The sequence below is a fragment of the Marinobacter sp. genome (assembly GCF_046484525.1).
Classification (GTDB): Bacteria; Pseudomonadota; Gammaproteobacteria; order Pseudomonadales; family Oleiphilaceae; genus Marinobacter.
Genome location: NZ_JAWOIS010000071.1, coordinates 33,112 through 54,360 on the forward strand (window position 1 = coordinate 33,112; position 21,249 = coordinate 54,360).

General features: G+C 60.7%; 18 protein-coding genes and 1 riboswitch. Of the genes, 8 read left to right on the top strand and 10 right to left on the bottom strand.

Features of this window, described 5'->3' with window-relative positions:
* Position 1: 1 nt before the first annotated feature.
* Genes R6W86_RS15115 through R6W86_RS15130 form a run of 4 tightly spaced genes read right to left on the bottom strand, consistent with a single transcriptional unit; the run spans position 2 to position 4,268 of the window.
* Positions 2–622 carry a tetratricopeptide repeat protein gene (locus tag R6W86_RS15115; RefSeq protein WP_410330188.1) on the bottom strand — a complete coding sequence of 207 codons (621 nt, stop codon included), beginning with the start codon at positions 620–622 and terminating at the stop codon, positions 2–4.
* Entirely contained in the window at positions 619–1,401 is a 783-nt protein-coding gene (locus R6W86_RS15120) for an SDR family oxidoreductase (protein WP_410330189.1), read from the bottom strand. Before R6W86_RS15120 ends, R6W86_RS15115 begins: the two co-directional genes overlap by 4 nt.
* A complete protein-coding gene (locus R6W86_RS15125) occupies positions 1,388–3,574 on the bottom strand; it encodes an AMP-binding protein (RefSeq protein ID WP_410330190.1) in 2,187 nt (728 codons plus the stop codon). The genes R6W86_RS15120 and R6W86_RS15125 overlap by 14 nt, the downstream gene beginning before the upstream one ends.
* Positions 3,558–4,268 carry a thermostable hemolysin gene (locus R6W86_RS15130; protein ID WP_410330191.1) on the bottom strand — a complete coding sequence of 237 codons (711 nt, stop codon included), beginning with the start codon at positions 4,266–4,268 and terminating at the stop codon, positions 3,558–3,560. Before R6W86_RS15130 ends, R6W86_RS15125 begins: the two co-directional genes overlap by 17 nt.
* Before the next feature lie 283 nt (positions 4,269–4,551).
* On the opposite strand from R6W86_RS15130, the gene R6W86_RS15135 reads away from it, so the two are divergent.
* The 5 genes from R6W86_RS15135 to R6W86_RS15155 all read left to right on the top strand — a co-directional run bounded on the left by R6W86_RS15135 (position 4,552) and on the right by R6W86_RS15155 (position 9,937).
* The gene (locus R6W86_RS15135; protein ID WP_410330192.1) at positions 4,552–5,235 is read left to right on the top strand and encodes a response regulator transcription factor; all 684 of its coding nucleotides are present in this window, start codon (positions 4,552–4,554) and stop codon (positions 5,233–5,235) included.
* Positions 5,232–6,644 (top strand): ATP-binding protein, encoded by a 1,413-nt coding sequence (locus R6W86_RS15140; protein ID WP_410330193.1) that lies wholly within the window; start codon positions 5,232–5,234, stop codon positions 6,642–6,644. The genes R6W86_RS15135 and R6W86_RS15140 overlap by 4 nt, the downstream gene beginning before the upstream one ends.
* A 97-nt stretch (positions 6,645–6,741) precedes the next feature.
* Positions 6,742–7,509: a glycosyltransferase family 2 protein gene (locus R6W86_RS15145; protein WP_410330194.1), complete on the top strand. Its 768-nt coding sequence runs from the start codon at positions 6,742–6,744 to the stop codon at positions 7,507–7,509.
* A 1-nt stretch (position 7,510) separates the two neighbouring features.
* Positions 7,511–8,179, top strand: coding sequence for a TVP38/TMEM64 family protein (locus R6W86_RS15150; RefSeq protein ID WP_410330195.1), 669 nt, complete (start codon positions 7,511–7,513; stop codon positions 8,177–8,179).
* Positions 8,180–8,188: 9 nt separating this feature from the next.
* Complete coding sequence (locus R6W86_RS15155) at positions 8,189–9,937, top strand: ArnT family glycosyltransferase (RefSeq protein ID WP_410330196.1); 1,749 nt, start codon at positions 8,189–8,191, stop codon at positions 9,935–9,937.
* A 31-nt stretch (positions 9,938–9,968) separates the two neighbouring features.
* Here the strand turns inward: R6W86_RS15155 and R6W86_RS15160 are convergent, their stop codons facing one another.
* From R6W86_RS15160 to R6W86_RS15185, 6 genes are all read right to left on the bottom strand, one after another.
* Entirely contained in the window at positions 9,969–10,655 is a 687-nt protein-coding gene (locus R6W86_RS15160; protein WP_410330197.1) for a DNA-3-methyladenine glycosylase I, read from the bottom strand.
* Positions 10,656–10,772: 117 nt separating this feature from the next.
* Positions 10,773–11,300, bottom strand: a complete 528-nt coding sequence (locus tag R6W86_RS15165; RefSeq protein ID WP_410330243.1) for a YSC84-related protein — start codon at positions 11,298–11,300, stop codon at positions 10,773–10,775.
* 330 nt (positions 11,301–11,630) lie between these two features.
* Positions 11,631–12,398: an ABC transporter ATP-binding protein gene (locus R6W86_RS15170; protein WP_410330198.1), complete on the bottom strand. Its 768-nt coding sequence runs from the start codon at positions 12,396–12,398 to the stop codon at positions 11,631–11,633.
* On the bottom strand, positions 12,398–13,330 hold the full coding sequence (locus tag R6W86_RS15175) for a FecCD family ABC transporter permease (protein ID WP_410330244.1): 933 nt from the start codon (positions 13,328–13,330) through the stop codon (positions 12,398–12,400). Before R6W86_RS15175 ends, R6W86_RS15170 begins: the two co-directional genes overlap by 1 nt.
* Before the next feature lie 28 nt (positions 13,331–13,358).
* Complete coding sequence (locus tag R6W86_RS15180) at positions 13,359–14,252, bottom strand: cobalamin-binding protein (protein ID WP_410330199.1); 894 nt, start codon at positions 14,250–14,252, stop codon at positions 13,359–13,361.
* A gap of 29 nt (positions 14,253–14,281) precedes the next feature.
* Positions 14,282–16,129, bottom strand: coding sequence for a TonB-dependent receptor plug domain-containing protein (locus tag R6W86_RS15185; RefSeq protein ID WP_410330200.1), 1,848 nt, complete (start codon positions 16,127–16,129; stop codon positions 14,282–14,284).
* A gap of 130 nt (positions 16,130–16,259) precedes the next feature.
* A riboswitch (cobalamin riboswitch) is annotated at positions 16,260–16,483 on the bottom strand.
* A 207-nt stretch (positions 16,484–16,690) separates the two neighbouring features.
* Here R6W86_RS15185 and R6W86_RS15190 point away from each other — a divergent pair.
* From R6W86_RS15190 to R6W86_RS15200, 3 genes are read left to right on the top strand one after another with little or no spacing between them, the layout of a single operon-like run.
* Entirely contained in the window at positions 16,691–19,162 is a 2,472-nt protein-coding gene (locus R6W86_RS15190) for a hypothetical protein (protein WP_410330201.1), read from the top strand.
* A 16-nt stretch (positions 19,163–19,178) separates the two neighbouring features.
* Complete coding sequence (locus tag R6W86_RS15195) at positions 19,179–19,649, top strand: hypothetical protein (RefSeq protein ID WP_410330202.1); 471 nt, start codon at positions 19,179–19,181, stop codon at positions 19,647–19,649.
* Positions 19,646–21,127: a hypothetical protein gene (locus tag R6W86_RS15200; protein WP_410330203.1), complete on the top strand. Its 1,482-nt coding sequence runs from the start codon at positions 19,646–19,648 to the stop codon at positions 21,125–21,127. The genes R6W86_RS15195 and R6W86_RS15200 overlap by 4 nt, the downstream gene beginning before the upstream one ends.
* Positions 21,128–21,249 lie beyond the last annotated feature (122 nt).

Genomic DNA, 21,249 nt, shown 5'->3' on the forward strand with positions numbered 1-21,249 from the left:
TTCACAGCGACTCCAGCTTGCTCCGGATTTCCTGACGGCGCCCTGAGTCCGCGAGGGGACGGCTCGGTCGTTCGGGCGCGTTCAGAGCTTTGTTCAGGTACTCCCTCGCCCGCTCCGGCTGATCCTGCTCAATCAGGAAGTCAGCGTAAAAATAATTGGGGTCAATACCGTCCGGGTTCAGCTTCAGGGCCCTGAGCAGGTACTGCCTGGCCTTGTCATCATCTCCGAACCCCAGGGGCCAGCCCGGCACCTGGTAATACAGACTGCCCAGGGAAGTATAGGCCGATCCCTCCAGGGCTGCCGGATCAATTTCCAGAGCCTTTTCCAAAGATTTCCGGGCGTCCTTGACCAGACCCAGAGCGCCCAGGCCGCCCTTGGCGCCGGCGTAGGTGCTGAGCACGATGCCCTGCCAGATCAAGGGTTCGGCGCGGTTGGGATAGGCGTCGACAAAGCCCTGCGCCTGCCCGGCCAGGTCCTCGAAGGCCTTTTCCTTTTTGTCGTCCGGCAACTGGTACTGGATTTCCGCCCAGCGCGCCTGGATACCGGCCAGGTCGGAGTCGATGTCTCCCGCCCAGAGTGGCGCTGCGATCACCGACGCAAGCAAAAACATCATCCACTTCATGACAGTACTCCTGAATTCAGAAAACGCCGAATCACCGGCAGTTGCTTCAACATGGCCTTGTCGACGATCCGTGGCAGGATGCCGTTGATCACCACAAACAGTTTTTCCGGCCAGCCCAGGAACCGCCGGCGATCGTCGTTTTCCATCGCCTTGAGAATCTCGGCAGCGACTGCCTCGGGGGCATCCATGGTATTGCCAAGCGCCCGGTTCAGTTCGTTGACCTGTTCCGGGTTCATGTCGGTTGCCGTGGCCCGTGGGGCGACATACAACACCTGCACTGGCGTATCCGCCAGCTCCCGGCGCAATGCCTCGGTGAAGCCTCGCAGCCCGAACTTGCTGGCACAGTAGGCGGTATAGCCCGGGAAACCGATGCTGCCGAAGGTCGAGCCGACAAACACCAGGGCTCCGTAGCCGTCCTTCTCGAACCGGGGGGAAAAATGCCGCGCCACCAGCATCGCAGAGCGCAGGTTCACGGTCAGCTGGGCATCCAGTTCACTGACGGCCATGGCTCCGAGAGCGGCAAAGCAGTTCTGGCCCGCGCAGTGAATAACCCCATCGATATCCGGATAGGCGTCGCTCAGGCGCTCCAGCTGCTGATCCAGGTCCGGGGCGGCAAGATCCAGGTGCACCGCGGATACCCCTTCCCGGTGGCCCAGCCTGTCCGGCTGTCGGGACGCGACGATGACCCTGGCGCCGGCCCGGACCAGCGGGTCCACCAGCGCCTTGCCGATACCTCCGGTTCCTCCCAGCAGGAGGAACACCCGATCATGCAGCCTCATGGCGCGACTCCTTGCGACCGACAGGGAGCGGAATGCTGTGCAGCATGTCACCATAGAGTCGGTACACCATGCGGGCAGCCTCGATGATGGCCTGCTGGTCATCCGGATCGGTGATCTCGTTCATCAGGTTACGGAAGAACTCGAAGTGTTCCTGATCCAGCGCACCGTGGGAATACAGGTAGCTGAATGCCGCATCGGGCAGACCCAGCTGTTTCTGGATGGCTTCGCCCAGCGGCGTGGCCAGCTCAATGGAGGTACCTTCCAGCACTTGGACCATGCCGAAGAAAGCCGCCGGGTTGCCGCGCTGGATCCGGTCATACAGGTAGGCGACCATCAGTTCGATGGAGGTGTCGGGGGTACCATTGCGGATCGCCTCCTTGTCCTCGCCACAGGCTTCGAGGTCATTGAGGATCCACTCGTGGTGGCCGTATTCCTCCTCGATGTATTCCACCAGGGCCTTGCGGACAAATTCCAGGCGCTCCGGCAGACGGCTGCCGCAGGCCATCATCAACGGCACCGTGTGCTTGACGTGGTGGTAGGCCTGGGTCAGGAACCAGGTGTAGCCGGTCAGATCGAAGCGGCCCTCGCGGATGGCTTCAATAACCGGCGCGCCCGTCACATGGGCCCGTGCTTCAGCGGTTTCGGATTGCAGACGATCGAAAAATGTCATGACAGTGTCTCCTGGCGTGTTTGGATGAGCTGAAGAGGTTGCAGATAAATTCATGAAGATCGGAAAGGCACCTGCCATCAGCGTTGGCAGGTCGGCCTGAATCTTCTGGCGCACGGGTCGACCGTTGCCGGTCATGTGGCCCGTAGCCTGGGTCAGGGGCTGGCGGCGGATGTACACCGCCCCCAGCCGGGCATAGTCGGGCAGGCTGGCATTGATTGCCGCCAGCGCAGAGCGAAGCTCGTCCGGGGAGCGGCCATCCTGAACGACCAGCAAAGCGGACGGATGCGGGTCCCCGTCTCCGAACACCACGGCCTGGCGGGCGCCAACCGCCTGGATAAGTTCGCTCTCCAGCCACTCCGGACTGATATTACGGCCGAAACCGGTGATCAACAGGTTCTTGGCGCGGCCATTGACCGACAGGAAACCGGCCGGATCCAACGCACCCAGATCCCCTGTATCAAGCCACTCATCACCCTCGGGCTCATCGCCCAGGTAGCCGAGGTGAGTGTTGCCCCGTACCAGAATGTGGCCATCGTCATCGACGCGCACGTCGACATGGGACAGCGGTTTTCCCACCGTCCCGGCGCTCTCCTGGCCGGGGACATTCAGCGCAACGACCGAGCTGCACTCGGACAGGCCATAGCCCTCAAAAAGCGGCAGACCGGCCGCGCAGCCCCGGGTCAGCAACTCGGAGGAGACCCGACCGCCACCAACAGCCAGAAAACGGAATCGCGCCCTGTTCAGCTGACCGCCCTCTGCAGCGCTAACCAGCGCCATGGCGAGTTCCGGTACGAGGATCAGCGACTGCGGCCGGTATTGATTGATCCCCTCGACCAGACGACCCAGATCAAGCCCGCTGCTGCCGGTCATGCCCAGGCTTTGCAAAGGTGCAACGGTCACTGTACCGCCCATGAGTAACGGCAGGTACACGCCTGCGATGTTTTCGAGCAGAGTCGCCAGCGGCAGGATGCACAGATGCTCTGTGAGCTCGACGTCTGCCAGTCGCTCTTTCAGCGCCAGCGTGGTGGCCGTCATCTGTTCCGCTGACAAACAGACACCTTTGGGTGTGCCGGTGCTACCCGAGGTAAAAGTAATCTTGGCCGTGCGCTCAGGCATCCATGCATTGGCGGCCGACACCGGCAGATGGCGGAACCAGACCCCATGGCCCAGGTGCTCGCTGTCAGGGCACTTCTCAGAGGACAGCAGACAATCCAGCCCGGCCCTCTCGATCAGGTGTGCGGTCTGGGACGGAGAGAAAAAAACCGGGACCGGCACGCAGACAATGTCCGCCAGAAGGCAAGCCAGATCCGCCAGGATCCAGGCCGGGGAGTTATCGCCGCACAGCCCGACACGCCTGACGCCCAACTGGTTCAACTGGTCAGCCAGCGCCTGCGCCGACTGCATCATCCGGGCATAACTGAAGGCTGCCTCCGGTCCCTGGAGGGCAACGCGCGATGGATCGACAGCCGCCTGTCGCCGGAGCAATTCAGGCAGTACAGCCATAGCAGCCTCCCAACGTTGAGTCACCATCTGCAACATGCCGGTCTACCGTTTGAACAAGCCGCAGCAACCCGGCATCCCGAAGCGCTGATATGCCATCCGAAACTTTGATCGCCATCACCACCGGATGGTGGTCGTAGTAACGGCCCCAACCGGCTCCCCGATCGGGCAGCCGGGACGGATCCGCATCCGCCAGCACTTCGGTGGCAATTCCCAACCGGTGAAAACTGTTGCGCAACTGATCAGTGCCGGTGCACACCACCCAGTCGTATCCGGCGCTATCAAGCCAGACCGACAGGGAAGCAAAAAGGAAACGGCTGACTCCTGCCTCAACACCGGCCAGATGGGCGATCTCGGCGATCTTGTGACGGGCGACACCCGGAACCGGCATTACCGACTCAACCGGGACCAACAGGTAATCCTCGAGAAACAGGCGTTCCAAAGCCGCATTGCGCACTCCAACTGCGGCCAGCAAGGTACCCTGCGCCGTGGATAGGGCCAGCAGGGCCGGAATGCGCAGAGCGGGTTCGGCGCCGTAGGCGTGCAGAAACCGCCGGCGGATAAATCCGGCCACGGTATCAGCCATAGCCGTTTCCGGAAGGATTTCACTCAACCAGCGACCGGCACAACGGATGACCGGAACCACCTCCCCCGAATCCGGGGAACAACAGGTGGACATCATCAGCGGGTCTGTCATAGGCGCTCTCCAGCAATACGGCCCTGAGGCCCTTCAATCACGACTACCAGAGTAGAAAGGGAGCCTTAAGTCAGCCTTAAGGCGCGGGGACAGAAACCTTAAGACTGCCTTAAGGTTTCACCGGGATAATGCTTGAATGGCAGAGTGGTAAGGTCAGATCCGGTGGCATACGGTTGTCCGGACGCTTTCGGAGGACTCTGCTGATCAAGCAAATGAGCCGGCATCGATTACACTCCAGGCTAAGGCCATCCACGGACCTGAAAACCAACCGGATTTCTGCTAAATGCGAATACTGCTGATTGAAGACGACCACCTGCTGGCCAATACCATGCTGGACATGCTTCGCGATGGCCAGAACACCGTTGACTGGCTGGATGATGGCCAGCAGGCCCTCAATGCGCTACTGAACGAGGACTTTGACCTCGCAATCCTCGACCTGACCCTGCCGCGAGTCGATGGCCTGGATATCGTGCGCAACATCCGTAACCGGGGCATCGAGACACCCGTGATCATTCTCACGGCGCGCACAGATCTGGATGAGAAATTGCAGGGACTGAACTCCGGCGCGGACGATTACCTCACCAAACCGTTCGCCATGGCAGAGCTCAAAGCCCGGATCCGCGCGGTCACCCGGCGCGGCAGCGGCGTCAGAACTGCCGGTCTCAAGGTTGGCCGGCTGACGCTGTATACCGATTCCGGCCAACTCGAGGTCGGTAATGACACCGTTACCCTGCCCCGGAGCGAATTCCAGATTCTGCATTACCTGATGCGCCATCCCGATCAGGTCGCAACACGGCGGCGACTGGAGGAGCAACTTTACGGCTGGGAGCATGGTGCCGAGAGCAATGCGCTGGAGGTGCACGTTCACCACCTCCGTCGCCGGGTCGGGAAGAAAACCATCCGTACCGTCCGGGGCGTAGGGTACCTTCTGGACAGTGAAGCGGCTGCGCATGAGGCTACCGAATGAGCCTGACGCGCAAACTCACGATCCTCGTCACCAGCACCGTCTTTTTCATCACCCTGATCGCGGCCGGCTGGGGATTCTACGTCAGTGATCATCAACTGGAGGAGCTGTTTGACGCCGAACTGGCCCAGAGCACCCGCATCGTGCAGGGTCTGGTAGAGCACCTGTCAACAACACAGTCAGTTGATCAGCTATCCCACACGCTCTCCAAAACCCTGGAGCTTCCCGAAAGCGTCTACCGGGGCGATGAGGAAGAGGACGAAATACTTCCTGGTGGTGCGGGGCACAAGTATGAACGGAAGATCGCTTTCGAAGTCTGGTCACCCGAAAAGGAGCCCATCCTCGATACCCTGCGCGCCAACGATTCCCAAGGTCTTGAGCCAGGGTTCGCATGGCAGGAGGTGACGGGTTATCAGTGGCGCACGTTCACCCTGCGGGATCCGGCCACCGGTTTCTGGATTCGCACCGCCCAAAGGGAGGATGTCAGGGATGAGCTGAGTCAGGAGATCGCACTGGGTAATGTACTGCCATTTCTGGTGGTACTGCCGTTACTGGCCATGGCGGTAATTGTCTCCATCCAGGTCGGCTTCCAGCCCCTGAGAAAGCTGGAGAAGCCGGTTCGTAATATGGCGCCGGAGAACATTCACCCTCTGGATGATCGGCAGGCACCAAAGGAAGTAGCCGGGCTGGTACAGGCGGTAAACGGCTTGCTGCGACGGCTCAACCAGGCCCTGGAACGGGAACGCCGGTTTTCGGCCGATGCCGCCCATGAGCTGCGCACGCCACTCACGGCGCTCAGACTGAACCTGGAGAAAGCCTGTGAGGACAACCCGGAGCAGTATCGGGACCTGATCCGGTCGGTGGATCGCATGGTTCACCTGGTGGAGCAGATGCTGCTGCTGAACCGCGTTGATTCCGGGGCTGATTTTTCACCCGAGTACCATAACCTGTCTGCTATCCTGGAGCAGAGCATTGCTGATGTGGCGCCACTGGCCCTGAAAAAGGATATCGAGCCGGTGCTGCAGGACGACGCCAGTCAGGCACTGGTCTGTTGCCACAGCGCCCTCATCAATACCCTGATGCGATCCCTGTTAGCCAACGCCATCCAGTACAGTCCCGAGCACACTGTCGTGGAAACCCGACTTGCCCCCTCCGGCGACGGCTACCACATCACCGTGTGCGATCAGGGTCCGGGTATTCCACCGGAGGAACGGGAACGGGCCCTGAGTCGCTTTGTCCGCCTGGACCAACGACTCGGGGGAGGCGCCGGACTGGGGTTGGCCATCGCCCGGCGAATTGCCGAACTCCACGGTGGCCAACTCACCCTGAACGGGCGGCCGGACGGACACCCGGGACTGTGCGTCAGCATCTGGCTCCCTGCCCGCCCCACCCTTCGAAACAGGACGTCTTAAGGTTGGTTTAAGCTTCCTGGCAGATAATCCGGCTCTGAAATAACAGGGTTGGATAGACGGCCCTGTTGCTGCTCTGTCTGCCGAGGGGAAACTCTGTATGGGTCAGGAAAGAACACTGTCACTGGTCATTCCCGCCAAGGATGAACAAGACAATATAGCCGCACTGATCGCCGAAATTTTCCGGGTCATGCGCGACTACCCGGATTTTGAAGTAGTGCTGGTGGATGATGGCAGCAGCGATCAGACTCTGAATATCGCGCTGCGGAGCGCACGGTCGGTTGGCGGTCGACTCGTTACGGTTCGTCACGATCAAAGCGTTGGTCAGAGCGGCGCACTGGCCACCGGCATCCGCCGGGCCAGGGGCACACTCATCGCCACCATGGACGGCGATGGCCAGAACGATCCCGCCGATATTCCAGCGTTGCTCCAGAGGGTGAATACCATAAAGAACCCCGACTTCTGCATCGCAGGCTACCGGATAAACCGCAAGGATACCGCCTGGAAACGCTTCCAGTCGCGACTGGCCAACCGCGTTCGCGATGCCCTGCTGCATGATGGCGTGCCGGACACCGGGTGCGGTCTCAAACTGTTCCCGCGGGAGACCTTCCTCCGGCTGCCCTGGTTTGACCATGGCCATCGATTCATACCAGCACTGGTGAGAGGAATCGGTGGCGAGATCGCGGTCGTAGAGGTCCATCATCGCCCCCGCACAGCCGGCACCTCGAAATACAATGCCTGGAATCGGGCCTGGGCCGGCATTCTCGATCTGCTGGGAGTGATGTGGCTGCTGCACCGAACCAGGGTGCCCGGCATTTCGCAGGTTGCTGATGCTGATACGGTCGCTTCCACCGCGGAGAGCCTCTGATATGCCCAACCAGGCGCGATGGCTGTTTTTTGCCGCGCTTGCACTGGTCAGTTATCTGGCGATCCATTACGGCTGGCTGGACTTCCTGGCCAACGAGAACCAGGTCGCCAGTTATCTCCACAGCCAAGGAATAACCGGCCTCCTGGTCGTCACCCTGGCTGGTGCAGCATTTACCGGAATCGGGGCACCCCGCCAGCTGCTGGCGTTTGTGCTCGGCTTTGCCATGGGCGGCATCAACGGCACCATTCTATCGTCCCTGGCAACCGCGATCGGTGCGGCTGGCTGTTTCTTCACTGCCCGATGGCTGCTGCGCGAATCCCTGACACGCCGTTTTGGACATCGCATGCGTCAGTTTGACCAGCTATTCCGCGACCAGACCCTCATGAAAGTACTGATGGTCCGGTTGTTGCCGGTGGGGAGCAACCTGGTAACCAACCTCGTTGCCGGTTGTTCCGGTATCCGCTTTGCGCCCTTTCTGGTTGGCAGCACCCTTGGCTACATCCCGCAAATGCTCGTGTTCGCCCTGGCCGGTGCCGGCATTGGCAGTGCCGACCAATACCAGCTGTTACTGAGTGTCGTGCTGCTCATCCTTGCCTCGTTGATTGGCGCTCTCCTCTACCATAACCACAGGGCACGCACCCTCGCCAATTCCGTTTCCGATCAGTCCTGAGAACGCACCATGCCCGCATCACCATTTGTCCGTCACCTTCCGGCATACCTGTTCGATCAGTCCCGAAACCGGCTTTTGCTTTTGCTTTTGGGCTTCGCGGCAGTCATGATTTTCACCGGCATCGGTCTCCGCTCGCCCTGGCCCGCCGACGAACCCCGCTTCGCCGAGGTTGCCCGGGAGATGGTGGCTTCGGGCCAGTGGCTCATCCCCATGCGCGGTGGCGAGTTCTACCCGGACAAGCCACCGGTTTTCATGTGGAGCATTGCCCTGTTCTACTGGCTCACCGGCAACCTGAAAGTCGCCTTTCTCTTGCCGAACGCCCTATGCAGTCTGCTCACCCTGGGGCTGGTCTTTGATATCGGCACCCGCCTCTGGAACCAACGTACCGGCGCCGTCGCTGTCATGCTGGTGTTACTTGCACCCCAGTTCCTGCTCCAGGCCCAGAAGGCGCAGATCGATGCCATGGTCGCCTGCTGGATCATGGTGGCCTGCTATGGCCTGCTAAGACACTTTTTCACCGGTCCGTCCTGGGGCTGGTATTTCACTGCCTGGACCTTCATGGGCCTGGGGATTATCACCAAGGGCGTCGGATTCCTGCCAGCGCTGATGCTTATCCCTGTCGCGGCCATGAAATTCCGTGACCGGAACCTGTTTGCCGACACGTTGACCTGGCGCAGCGCGCTCGGGCCAGCCGCCATGCTCGCGGTTGTTACCGCCTGGCTGGTTCCGATGGTGTTGTACGTCAATGCGCTGGGCACCGACGAAGCGCTGGCTTACCGGAACAACATCCTGTTCAAGCAGACCGGAGAGCGCTACGCCGATTCCTGGGGGCATCTTCAGCCCTGGTATTACTACCTCACCAGCGTGATTCCGTCGCTGTGGTTTCCACTGCCCCTACTGTTGCTGGCGCTATGGCGGCCCCTGACCGACAGCTTCCGCCACCGTCCTGTAATTCCGGTGCTACTGGTCTGGATTGCGCTGGTGATTGTGTTCTTCAGCCTGAGCCCGGGCAAACGGGGCGTGTACCTGCTACCGGCCCTGCCCATGCTCGCACTGAGTCTTGCGCCCCTGCTGAGCACGCAACGGCCCGCCGGCTGGTTCCCACCGTTACTGACCGGCGTACACTTGATTCTGGCTCTGGCCCTGATCACGGTTGGTGTGCTGGCCTGGAACGACCACCCAAGGCTGGCGGAAAAGGTCAGCGACTACAGCCGCGACCCGGCGCGTCTGCACGAAGCCGGCACGCTGGTATTTTCCATCGGGCTGGTCTGGCTGGTCAGCCTGTTCGGATTCTGGCGCTCACGGGCGTTGGGGCGCCTGTTCGTGGCGATGATGGCTACCTGGATGCTGCTGAGCACCTGGGGCTACCGGATCCTTGAGCCCCTGCGCACTCCACGCAATATCCTGGCTGCTGCCGAACAGCAACTTCCCGCTGACGCCCAACTCGGCATGATCGACTTCCGGGAACAGTTCATCCTGTTCTCCAAACTGGATTTCGTGCATTTCAGCTTCTTCAGCGGGCTGCGTGAAGAAGAGCGCAATGCCTGGAAATGGATGAGCGAGGGCGACAACCGTTACATACTGACCGCCGACAACCTGGACCTGGAGTGCTTTACACTGGAAGGCAGCAGAGAGTTGGGCGTTGCCCACCGTGAACGCTGGCTGCTGCTCGGACCGGATCAAATGGCACCGGATTGCAGCCCGCCAGCGAAGGTCCGCCAGTTCACAACGAAAAGGCCCGGCCTCTGGATGGACTGACAGAAAACGGCAAGGTACCTTTCAGGCAAGCTCAGTTGTCTACTGTAAAGGACACGATTCGGGACAGGTGACTCACCGGCAGACCGGTCTGCCGATGCCACTGGTTGAACGCCTGCTGTACCTGCGTCAAGCCTTTCCTGCTGGTTGCCGAGGCGTTCAGGATGCCAGCCCGAGTCAGTGCGGTGACCACGTCCCGGGACAGAATGAAACCGTCCCAGCCAACCCGTCGGAGAAAGTACTGGGCGGTATTACCACCCAGACGGGCACCGTTGCGTTTGAGCCACATGAGCAGGCCGACCTGATCGTCATGGGGCCATTGGGCCAGGAAGTTGCCGAAGCTGCCGTGATCCCGCGCGGCGTCCATGATCATCCTTGCATTCTCGGGCACCGTCCGGATTTTCTGCATGTTGCGCACGATGCGCTCATCAGCCGCCAGTTCCTCCAGCACTTCCGGCGGCACCTGCTGCCAGTAGGCCGGCACAAAGCCGTGGAACGCAGCTTCGAAGTCCGGCCATTTGTTCTCGATAACACGCCAGACAAAGCCGGCCTTGAACACGCACCGGGTCACTTCGGACAGGTAACGATCGTCTCCGGTTGCATCCAGCACTCCAGGCTCCGGCAGTTTTGGCAACAATGCCTGCAGGGTCTGTTCACCACCCTTGCGCATCAGCGCCTGGTCATGGAACTCCGAGAATGACGGAATCTTTATAGTACTCATGGTTAGGACGACAATCGTTACATCCTGGCCACAGACAATCCGGACCTGGAAAGCAGTTCATAACCGCCCCCCGGGGCCTGGCTTGACGGAACAAACCACTACCTGGGGGCGAATGATTCATCGCTGGATGCGGGAAATCTTCGTACCCTCAATGCTTACTCCAGCCATTAACCCCTGCTGACTGAAGATAAAAGCATAGGCATCGTCCTTGAGGGACGACGTAGACAGGTTTTTTGCCACGCCTTCATCAACGAGAACAACGGTGGGTCCGACACCAACTTCCCAGCCCTTGGATGTTTCAAGGTAGCTGACAGCCTCATCGGTCATCAGAAACATGACATAGGCGTAGGATTGGGCACCTGCCTGAAATCCGAAAGTCCCGGCAACCGAGTTGTAGTAGTCAACCACCTCCGAGTCTTTCATCAGAACTCCCTCACCATAGCTGCCGCCGAAGACCAGGCCAGCTTTAACAATATTGGGGAAAACAAGGATTGCCTTGGCTTCTCCGGAAAGCGTCTCGGCAAGCGTGTTTGTACTGGTAAGCTTCTCCAAAGCCTGCCGGGCATCCCGGTTCAGATCTTCAGCCGTTGCTGCTACCGCATGATTTCCAGCAGCCATGAAGGCAATGACGGTCACCGCCATCATAAATCCAGAAAGATTGCGTAAATTACAATTCATGATATATCCCCTTCCCGGTCCCTGGCATCGGTATCCCGGGTGTGAAATCGGCTGCGGGGGGGGTCAAAACAACGTGGGCGCCAACGATTGGCCCCTCATTTATGAATGCTGTTTGAACGGTGACAATTGTTCAGATACACCACCGATGGCCACAGCATCCCTACCGTGCACCTTACTCTATAAATATAGGCCCAACGGACAGAAACACAAAGTTCCGGGTGCCTTTTGTGAAGACTGGACTAGTGTCCCGTCTGGGTAATCCGCGACACTCAGGAGGCCTCTGCGAAGGCCGAAAAATTATCTGGCAGGCACAAAAACCGGCGCGCCATCAACCTCGACGGTCACCAGCTTCTGGCCATAGAGTTGTTCCAGTGCCGCTGGAACCAGCATGTTTTCCGAAGGTCCCCAACACGCTTCACCATCAGGATACAGCAGCAACAAGTGATCGCACCAGCGGGCGGCCAGGTTGACATCGTGCAGGCACATGAACACCGACCGGCCTGCTTCCGCCTGCCCGGCAACCAGGCGCATCACCGCCACCTGATGATGCAGATCCAGGTGGTTACTCGGTTCGTCCAGCAGCCAGATATCGGGCGCCTGAGTCATCAGAGTGGCAATGGCCACCCGCTGGCGCTCACCGCCGGACAGGGTACTGACCAGCCGGTCCCGAAGGTGTCCGACATCCAGTGCCTGCAACGCCCTTTCGGCCATCCCTATGTCCTCTCCGGTCTCCATCTGCCAGGAAGACAACCAGGGATGGCGGCCGATCAGGGCCGTTTCCAGCACCGTCGCCGGAAACCCATCCTGCCGGTCCTGGAACACCAGGCCCAACTGTCGGGATATGGCCTTGCGTTTCAACGTAGACAGGGCTGTATGATTCAGCAAAACCTGGCCGCTGTGGGCAGACCTTAATCCGGCCAGGGTGTGTAGCAGTGTGGTCTTGCCCACGCCGTTCGGACCGAGCACACCCCAGATCTGCCCGGGCTGCACTTCCAGGTTCAGGGGAGAACCCGGCGCCCGTCCGGGGATATCAATAATGAGATTGTCGGTGGTCAGCCTGATCATCATCGGCTCCGGTACAACAGGTACAGGAAGGTGGGAACGCCAATCAACGCGGTGATCACCCCCACCGGCAACTGTTCCGGAGCGATCACCACCCGAGCCAGAGTGTCCGCCAATACCAGCAGTGTTCCGCCCGCCAGGGCAGAGGCCGGCAAAATCAGGCGCTGGTCATTACCCAGCGCCAGCCGGAGCATGTGTGGCACCACCAACCCGACGAAGCCGACCGCGCCGGCCATGGTCACGGCGGTGGCCGTTAGCAGGCTGGCGAGCAGGTAAATGAGCCACTCCAGCGATCGGACCGACACCCCCAGGGCAGCTGCCTGTAGTGACCCACGGGCGAGAACATTGAGACTGCGGCCCAGCGGAAATACCAGCAAGCAGACAGCAACCAGCACGGTTAATCCGGGCCAGGGCTGGCCGGCGTGGGACAGGTCTCCCATCAGCCAGTACAGCATGCCCGGTAACCGGCTGGTCGGTGACATGGCCAGGATAAGGGTAATCACCGCGCCCCAGCCGGCGGCCACCACCACACCGGTCAGAAGCAAGCGTGAGGGTGTCCAGCTGCCACTACCATGGGCCAGACCGAATACCAACAGGGTGGCCAACATGGCGCCGGCGAAGGCCGAACCGGAAATGAGGAAACCGGCAGCACCGGCGAGCATGGCGAGCAAAGCGCCAACGGCGGCACCCCCCGAAAGTCCAAGTACGTAAGGATCTGCCAGGGGGTTTCGAAGCAGCACCTGCATCAGAGCGCCAGCCACCGCCAGCAACCCTCCGGTGGCAAAGGCACTGAGTGTTCGCGGAAGTCTGAGGTCGAGGATCAGGGTCCTGTGCAACTCGCTGCCGCCGCCGGCCAATACCGACAGAGTATCACCGGGCCCAAGATCGGCACTGCCGACACTCACCGACAGCAGCATGGTCACCAGTCCCAGCATGGCCAGCAAGGACAGGGGGCGGAAAATTTCAGGGACGGCCACGGGCCTGCTCCAGGATGCCACACAACTCCCGTGCGCCTTCCAACATGCGGAAGGTGGGACGTTGCAAAAGCGAGGGTGAAACCAGATAGAGGTTGCCACTGGCAACGGCGGACAGGGACGGGTACGCCTGCCAGCGTTCAAGCCAGTCGTGATCGGCGTCGTCGCGCCCGGCGGTGACAATGACCTCCGGATCCGCAGCCAGCACGGTTTCCACGGAAATCCTGGGCACCAGCCTGGACAGGTCGGCAAACACGTTGGTGCCGCCACACAGGGCGATGGCCTTGCTGATCAGCTCCTCGCCGTTCACAGTCATCAGCGGCTGATTCCATACCTGGTAGAACACCCGCACTGCCTGCCTGTCCCGGTAGGTCGCCCGTAACGCCGACACACCGTCCCGGAACTGCCGGGCCTGTCGCTCCGCAACCGGCGTGTGGCCGGTCAGCCGGCCCAGAACTTCCGCGGCCCGGGCGATGTCCTCGAAGGTGCGGGGGGCGAGCCAGAACACCGGCACGCCCAGATCGGCAATCCGCTCCAGCTGGGCCCGGGAATTGCCATCAGTCCAGGCTACCACCAGATCCGGTTCCAGGCCGACGATGGCTTCGAGATCGAGTCGGTTACTGTCACCCACGCGGGGCAGATCAGCCGCCGGCGGCGGGTAATCGCTCCAGGCGCTAACCGCCACCACCGAATCGCCGGCACCGGCCGAGAACAGCAGCTCGGTGGCACCCGGCGAGAGGGACGCCACGCGACCGGCGGGCTCCGGCAGGCAGACTTCACGATCGAGCGCATCGGTCGCACACAGTCCGGCCGCGGACACTGACGTGACCAGCGCCAGCCCGAGACCAACCACCAGGGTTACCCAAAACCGGAATGCCCTCATTGTTACGTCACGCGGCTCCTGTCAGGCTGTTACTGGCGGAAATCATAGCGTACCGATGCCATGTAGGTCCGGCCAGCGGCAAGATATTCAAACGGTTCGAAGGTGGTGCTGTCGTACCCGAGACTGGTGGAGTAACGCCGGTCAAACACGTTCGCCACTTTCAGGCCGGCGGACCAGCCGGGCAGGAATTCCCAGGCCCCCCGGACATCCATGGTGCCGTAGCCCGACAGCAGGCTGGTATTGCCGGCATCGTTGTAGCGATCACTTTCGGCGATCAGGCTGGCACCCAGCGACCAGTTGCGGAACAGCCGGTCGACATCCAGCCGGACGTTCTTCTCGGCCCGCCGGGGCAACCGCTTGCCGGTATCCCGGTTTTCAGTGTCGGCGTAAGTTATCGCCGCATTTATGTCCCAGTCAGCGGTCTGGAATCCCGAAGCCAGTTCGATACCACGGATTCTCGCGGTTTCGACGTTCTCCATGGTGCCATCGTAAGTGACCGGATCATAAACATAGGTGATAAGGTCCTCTACGTCATTCTGGTACACTGCCACGTCCCAGAACCAGATGTCATAGCGACCGGAAAAACCGACCTCGACCATCTCGCCATGCTCAGGATCAAGGTCCGGGTTGCCGAAGTAGCTGCCGAAGTCGGAGGGCACTTCCAGATAAAGGTCATTGAAAGTAGGTGCCCGGAACGACGTCGCGTAGCTCAGGCGCAGCCGGTGGGATCGGTCTAACTGGTGACCGAGGGCGATACCACCCGTCTCTTCCTTGCCATAGGCTTCGTTGTCATCCAGCCGCATGCTGAACATCAGATCGGTGGCGTCGAAGTTGAGGCGGGCCTGGCCGAAAACAGCGGCATTGGTGCGGCTGTCCTCGGCGAACTGGCTGCTGCCGTCCACCTCGTCGACCATGAATTCAGAGCCGAGCACCAACTCGTGCACACCGGCCGTGAGGGTATTTTCCCAGCGGGCTGAACGGTGCACGGTGTCGAAGACACTGGGGTAAGTGCCAAAGGTTTCCTGTTCGTCACGGGATTCCGAAAACTGGATACGGGTTCGCCAGTAGTCGCTGGCCACCGCCTCCAGATACAGGCCAGCGGCCCGGACCATGAAGTCAGTGTTACCATCTTCGAACTCGGTATTGCCTTGGGACTGGAACATGGTTACGCCTGCGCCACCGCCCTGCTCGAAGTCATGGCTGACTTTGGCCAGGCCGGCGGCATTGCGGAATCCCCGGTCCTCACCACCTTCTCGCAATTCAGTGCCGTCGGTATCCGAGTACAGACCGCCCGCCAGAATTGAGGAACTGCCCTCCCGGCCTGCCACACCAACCGACGTTCCCAAGGTATCGTGGGATCCACCGGACACCTCAGCCCAGCCCTGTCGGGCAGCCTCGGGCTCCAGGGTGAAGGCCTGGACCACACCACCAACCGCATCGGCGCCATAAAGCGAGCTCTTGGCACCGCGCACCACCTCAATCTTGCCCATCAGCTCCGGCGGCAGGAACTGCCAGGGCGGAATGCCGGCCGTAGCGGAACGCAAACGGATGCCATCCAGCAACAGGACGGTTCCGGAACTTCCCGCACCACGGAGGAACACACTGGTGGTCTTGCCATAGCTGCCATCTGAGACCACGTTGACGCCCGGCTGCGCCTGAAGCAGGTCGCGGAACTCGGCGGGTTGTTGCCGCTGGATATCTTTCTGCTCAATGACCGTCACGGAAGACAGGCTCTCTCCCACTGTATCCGGACCGAGCGTTGCCGTTACCACAATCGGATCCAGGGCATCTTCATCTGAAGACTGAGCGGCAACCGCCAATGGCACTGCAGCGAGGGATACACCTGCCAGGACAACAGGAAAAGGGAATTTCAACATATCACTTTACTCCGCGAACCGCGCGCACCCGCACGGGAATCAGGTTTCGGTTGCGGAAAAGGCAAGGGGCAGGCGGAGACGGACGGCGTATGGAGATACCGGAATTCGCCCACCCAAGCCGCCCACCGCAACTCCGGGTGTTTTTCCAGGCCGGTCTCCGGGCTTGCAGGCGGAACCCTGGCGGTTCCCAGACAATCACCTTCCCATGCCAGAGGCACAGTGGCGCGTTTGATTGCCGTTTTCCTGCTTACCGTTGCGGGGGCAGCATCGGAATTGCCCTGGCGAACCAGGCTCACCGATTTCCCGTTTCACCCGTCGCGCTTTGCGACGGACACCTGAAAAAAGTGTGGCAAGGCTAGCAACCCGGCACAAAGTGGTCAACGAAATCCGTCAAATACCTGGCCGATCAAAAAATGGCCTGACGTGATGCCCGTCACATTATCAGCAATATGCTACAACCTCTCACGTTTGGTTCGCAGCAATCACTGCCGACGAAACATGCCAAGCAATAACAACAATTTGCCGACCAGAGCCGGCAAAAGGATTCACAGAGGGGTCCACATGTATAACAACCAATGGCCCACCCGAACGGCATGGGCTCTCGCCGGTGCCCTGCTTATCAGTGGCTGTGGCGACTCCGACGACGGCCCGACCACAAATCCCGGCCAGGAGCCCACGGCAACGCCCGGCAACTCAGCTGTTGGCCCTGACAATGACACCTTCAGGAAGTCCGCCACACTCGACCGCTACGACTTTGCCAACGGATGCTACACCCTGGAAGCCGAGGGTCGGTATCTTCAGGCCGACGTCCAATCCGGCCAGTATTCCATCACCGGCGACGCCAGTCAGGCGACGGCTTTCAGGCTGCGCCCCACCCGGCTTGGTGCCTACCTGTTGATGTCGGATTACCAGCGCACTACCGGGGAAGTGGGCCGTTTTGAACTGCTTGGCATCAGCGATCCGGCGGGCGAATTCCTCGACGAGACCGGCAACTTCATTGGTGAAATAAGCTACCTGGTGGCCGGACTCGGGGATACCACCAACCTCGTCCTGGATCCGGTTGTGCCCTTGGGAGATGCCCTGCGTTCCATTGGCGAGAGCCTGGAGTTCTCCGGCGACCAGATCGGTGATGTGACGGTCAATCCGGCCCTGGCCATGGTCGATGCCCCCAGTGATCTGGCGGTCTGGCAACTGCAGCGGCCGGGACCGGAATCGGCGTTTACCCTGGCATCCGATGTCACCGGGTTGATGCTGACAACCACCGAGGACGGTCTGGCGCTTGCGTCACCTTCCATGATTGATGAGTCCGGCCTCTTCACCCTCCGGGAGGCACAGGGGTGCAAGGACTACCCCGAAGCGAAACTGAACGCCGACATCCTTGATGAGAAGGGACCGGCCACCTACCTGAAAGAGGTAGATCGCTTCCGCAATGTCCAGGGCCTCGACAAAAGCGACGTATTCGGATTCGTCGACACCCATTCCCATATCTCGGCCTATGAGTTTATCGGTGGCCGGGTCAACTACGGTGCGCCTTTCCACCGCTTCGGCGTCACCCACGCCCTGCACGACTGCGAGGCCGTCCACGGCCCCTGGGGTGCGACCGGGTTTGTCGAACTGGCCACCAGCGGCATCGGTCTCCACGACACCCAGGGCTGGCCAACCTTCAACGACTGGCCGAGGTACAACTCCCTGCAGCATCACCAAAGCTACTACCGGTGGCTGGAGCGGGCCCATCTGGCGGGCATGAAAATCCTGGTGAACCACCTCGTCCATAACGAGATTCTTTGCCGCATCAATCCCCAGAAAAAGAACGATTGCGACCCCATGGAATCGATCCTGTTGCAGATCCAGCGCATGTATGAAATGCAGGACTACATTGATGCCCAGCACGGTGGCCCGGGTGAAGGCTGGTTCCGGATTGTTTCCAGCCCGGGCGAGGCCCGTGAGGTCATCGGGGATGGCAAGCTGGCCGTGGTGCTAGGGATCGAGATGTCCAAGGTATTCAAGTGCGGGGAATTCCTCGGGGTAGCCGAATGCACTCGTGAGGACATCGTCGAGCGGCTGGATCAGCTGTACCAGCTGGGTGTGCGCAACATCTTCCCGGTCCACAAGTTTGATAATGCCTTCGGGGGGCACCTACCGGACCTTTCAACCGGCATTGGTATCGGCCCGATCCTTTATGCAGGCAACCTGCTGGAGACCGGCCACCCCGTCGAATTCGAGCAATGTCCGGAGAGCGTTGAATACACCGGCGGTGAGCCGGATCAGAACGCCACACTCCAACCCTTCGGGCTGGTCGATCAGCTGTTGTACCAGATGGACTACCTGGGCGAGCGCTTCCCGGACACCCCCGAGGAACTGGCCGCACTCGACCCTCGCCGGGGCACTGACGAACGCTGTAATCGCCGCGGCCTCAGTGATCTGGGGGACTTCCTGATCGAGGAGCTGGTACGTCGCAAGATGATGATCGAGACCGACCACATCAGCCGCAAGGCGGCAGCCCGGATCCTGGAAATCACACAACCGCTGGACTACCCGGTGATCAACAGTCATGGCGGCTGGGGCGGCACCGAAGCCCTCCGTGACCGCATTGCAGTCCAGGGTGGCATTACCGCCTCGTTCGGCGGAACCCGCGAGGACTGGGTGCGCAAGCTGACCCGCGATGGCAACCGGACCCGGAGCAACGACCAGAAGGTCGGCCCCTTCGGTGGTGCCGGCTTCGCCTCGGACGTGAACGGCATTGCGCAACTGGCAGCCAATCCCGGTACCGCCGAGGATGAAGCCGCGCTCTACCCGTTCACCTCTGTCGATGGCCGTGTCCGATTCGATATCCAGCGCACCGGTGATCGGGAGTTCAGCCTCTATGCCGGTCGCGGGGTGGCCCATTATGGCCTGTACCCGGATCAGATCGAGGACATGATCCGCAACAGCGCCGCCGATCCGGAGCAGATTGACGATGCCATCAACCAGCTTTTCACCTCCGCCGAAGCCTACCTGCGGATGTGGGAGCGGATCGAAAACGCGCCACTGTGAAGACAGGAGCAAGACCATGACATACAGAACAATTGGTACCCGCCGGATACGCCGACGTTTCCGCTTCCTGCCCGCCGTGACGATCGTTTTCCTGTTGGCCGGATGCTTCGGCGACGGTGGCTCATCGGATTCAGCACCGACCAGCGGAAGCGCTGGCGATAGCAACAGCGTTGCCGGCAATCAGGTTGAACGCTTCAGCGATGGGCGCACCTTCCTGGTAAACCCGGGGGCAGAGGCCACCCACGAGATGGTCAGTGCCATGATCCAGCTGCGCCCGGGGGATACCCTGGAGTTCGGCTGCGGTTTCTTCGAACTGAAACACGGCCTGCTGATGAAAACGGCAAGCCAATCCACACCAACGAGTACCCGAACCCGTCCTGCCATTACAACGCCTACAAGTTCAACAACCAGGGCGAGCGCAAACTGCCCCAGTGGGGCTCCTGCTTCCATGACAACGACCTGTCTGCCGACAGCCAGGCTTACATGAACTTCCATGGTACCGAGGGTCTGGAACTGGTTCTGGCGGCGGCCGAGCAGGACACCAGCATCCTGACCCTGGAAGGCCTGCAATCAGTGCTGGACGGGCTGGACGGTGTGGTGGCCGACACCGACAAGTCAGTCCACGACTGCCAGGCGCGTTTCGGGAAAGTCCTGCCAGCGCTGCCCCGCATCGAGATCCCGCCGTTCGAACCCAGCGGTACCATTGACCCGGCACCGAGTGAGGACTACATCAATAAGCTCTGCACCAGGAAAGGCAAACCCGGCAGCGTCAACCGGGAAGCCCTGGCAGTAAATTGTCCCAGGCTCGACCAGTACAATCCGTTCGCCGATCCCCATGATCCGCGCAGCATGCCCAACGACGGTGGCGTTCCGTTCGTACTCAACAGCAAACTGTTCTCCGACTACGCCACCAAGTACCGGGTCGTGTTCGTACCGCCAGGCACCAAGGCAGTCTACATGGACGGCCAGGACGGGGGTAACGTGAACGGCACTATCCACTTCCCCACCGGCACGGTGATTGCCAAGACCTTCGCCTTTACCGATGAAAGCCTGGGTAACGAGGAACTGGTGGAAACCCGCCTGCTGATCAAACGGGTGAGCGAGAGCGGCAAGGCGTTCTGGGATGGGCCCACCTATATCTGGGAAAAGGACAGCGAAGGCAATCCCGTGGCAAAACTGGCCCTCGGTGGCGGTACCCGGGCCGTGAGCTGGCATTACCAGGACCCGGTCACAGGCCAGCTGCTGGCCGGAAGCACGGATGCCTATGCCATTCCCAATGCCAACCAGTGCATTACCTGCCACAGCAACGATGACGTGGAATCCGGCAGTGCCCCCATCGGCCCGAAACCCCGCAACCTGAACCGCGCCTACGCGCCGGAATCGGCGTTCATGGGCACCCGGGGACAGGGTGGTTTCCCCCGGGTCAACCAGCTCAAATACTGGCAGGATCAGGGTATTCTCACCAATGTACCGGATCTTCAGATTGACGGACGGGGGGTTGCCACCAACATCGGGCGTCTGCCCCACTGGAACCTGCCCGGTGACAGCGGTGAAACCGCCGGCTCCGACGCCGATGTTGAAACCCGTCTGCGGGCATACCTGGAAGTGAACTGCCAACATTGCCATAACGATCGGGGCGCCGCATCCAATACCGGCTATTACCTCGATCACTACCGGGCGGTGGATGCGGGTTACGGAATCTGCAAGAAACCGACGGCTACCGGCGGAGGCTCCTGCGGTCGCCAGCATATCGTGGTACCCGGGGATGCCGACAGTTCGATTGTTGCCTGCCGACTGGCGGCCGACAGCGATCCACAGCGGCGCATGCCACCCATTGCTCGCAGCGTGACCCATACCGAAGGGGTGGAACTCCTGAACTACTGGATCAACACCGTTGTGGACACCGACTATGAAAACGGCGATGCCTGTGGCAACCAGAGCATCTTCCAGTCCCTGAACCAATAACTTCGACCTACCCACCAACGATGGCGGCCTTCGGGCCGCCATCGCTTCCCCCGCCGTGGCCAGTTCCCCCTCCGGTTGCTATAGTCCTTGATTAACAACAACTTTCAGACTTCACTCAATGC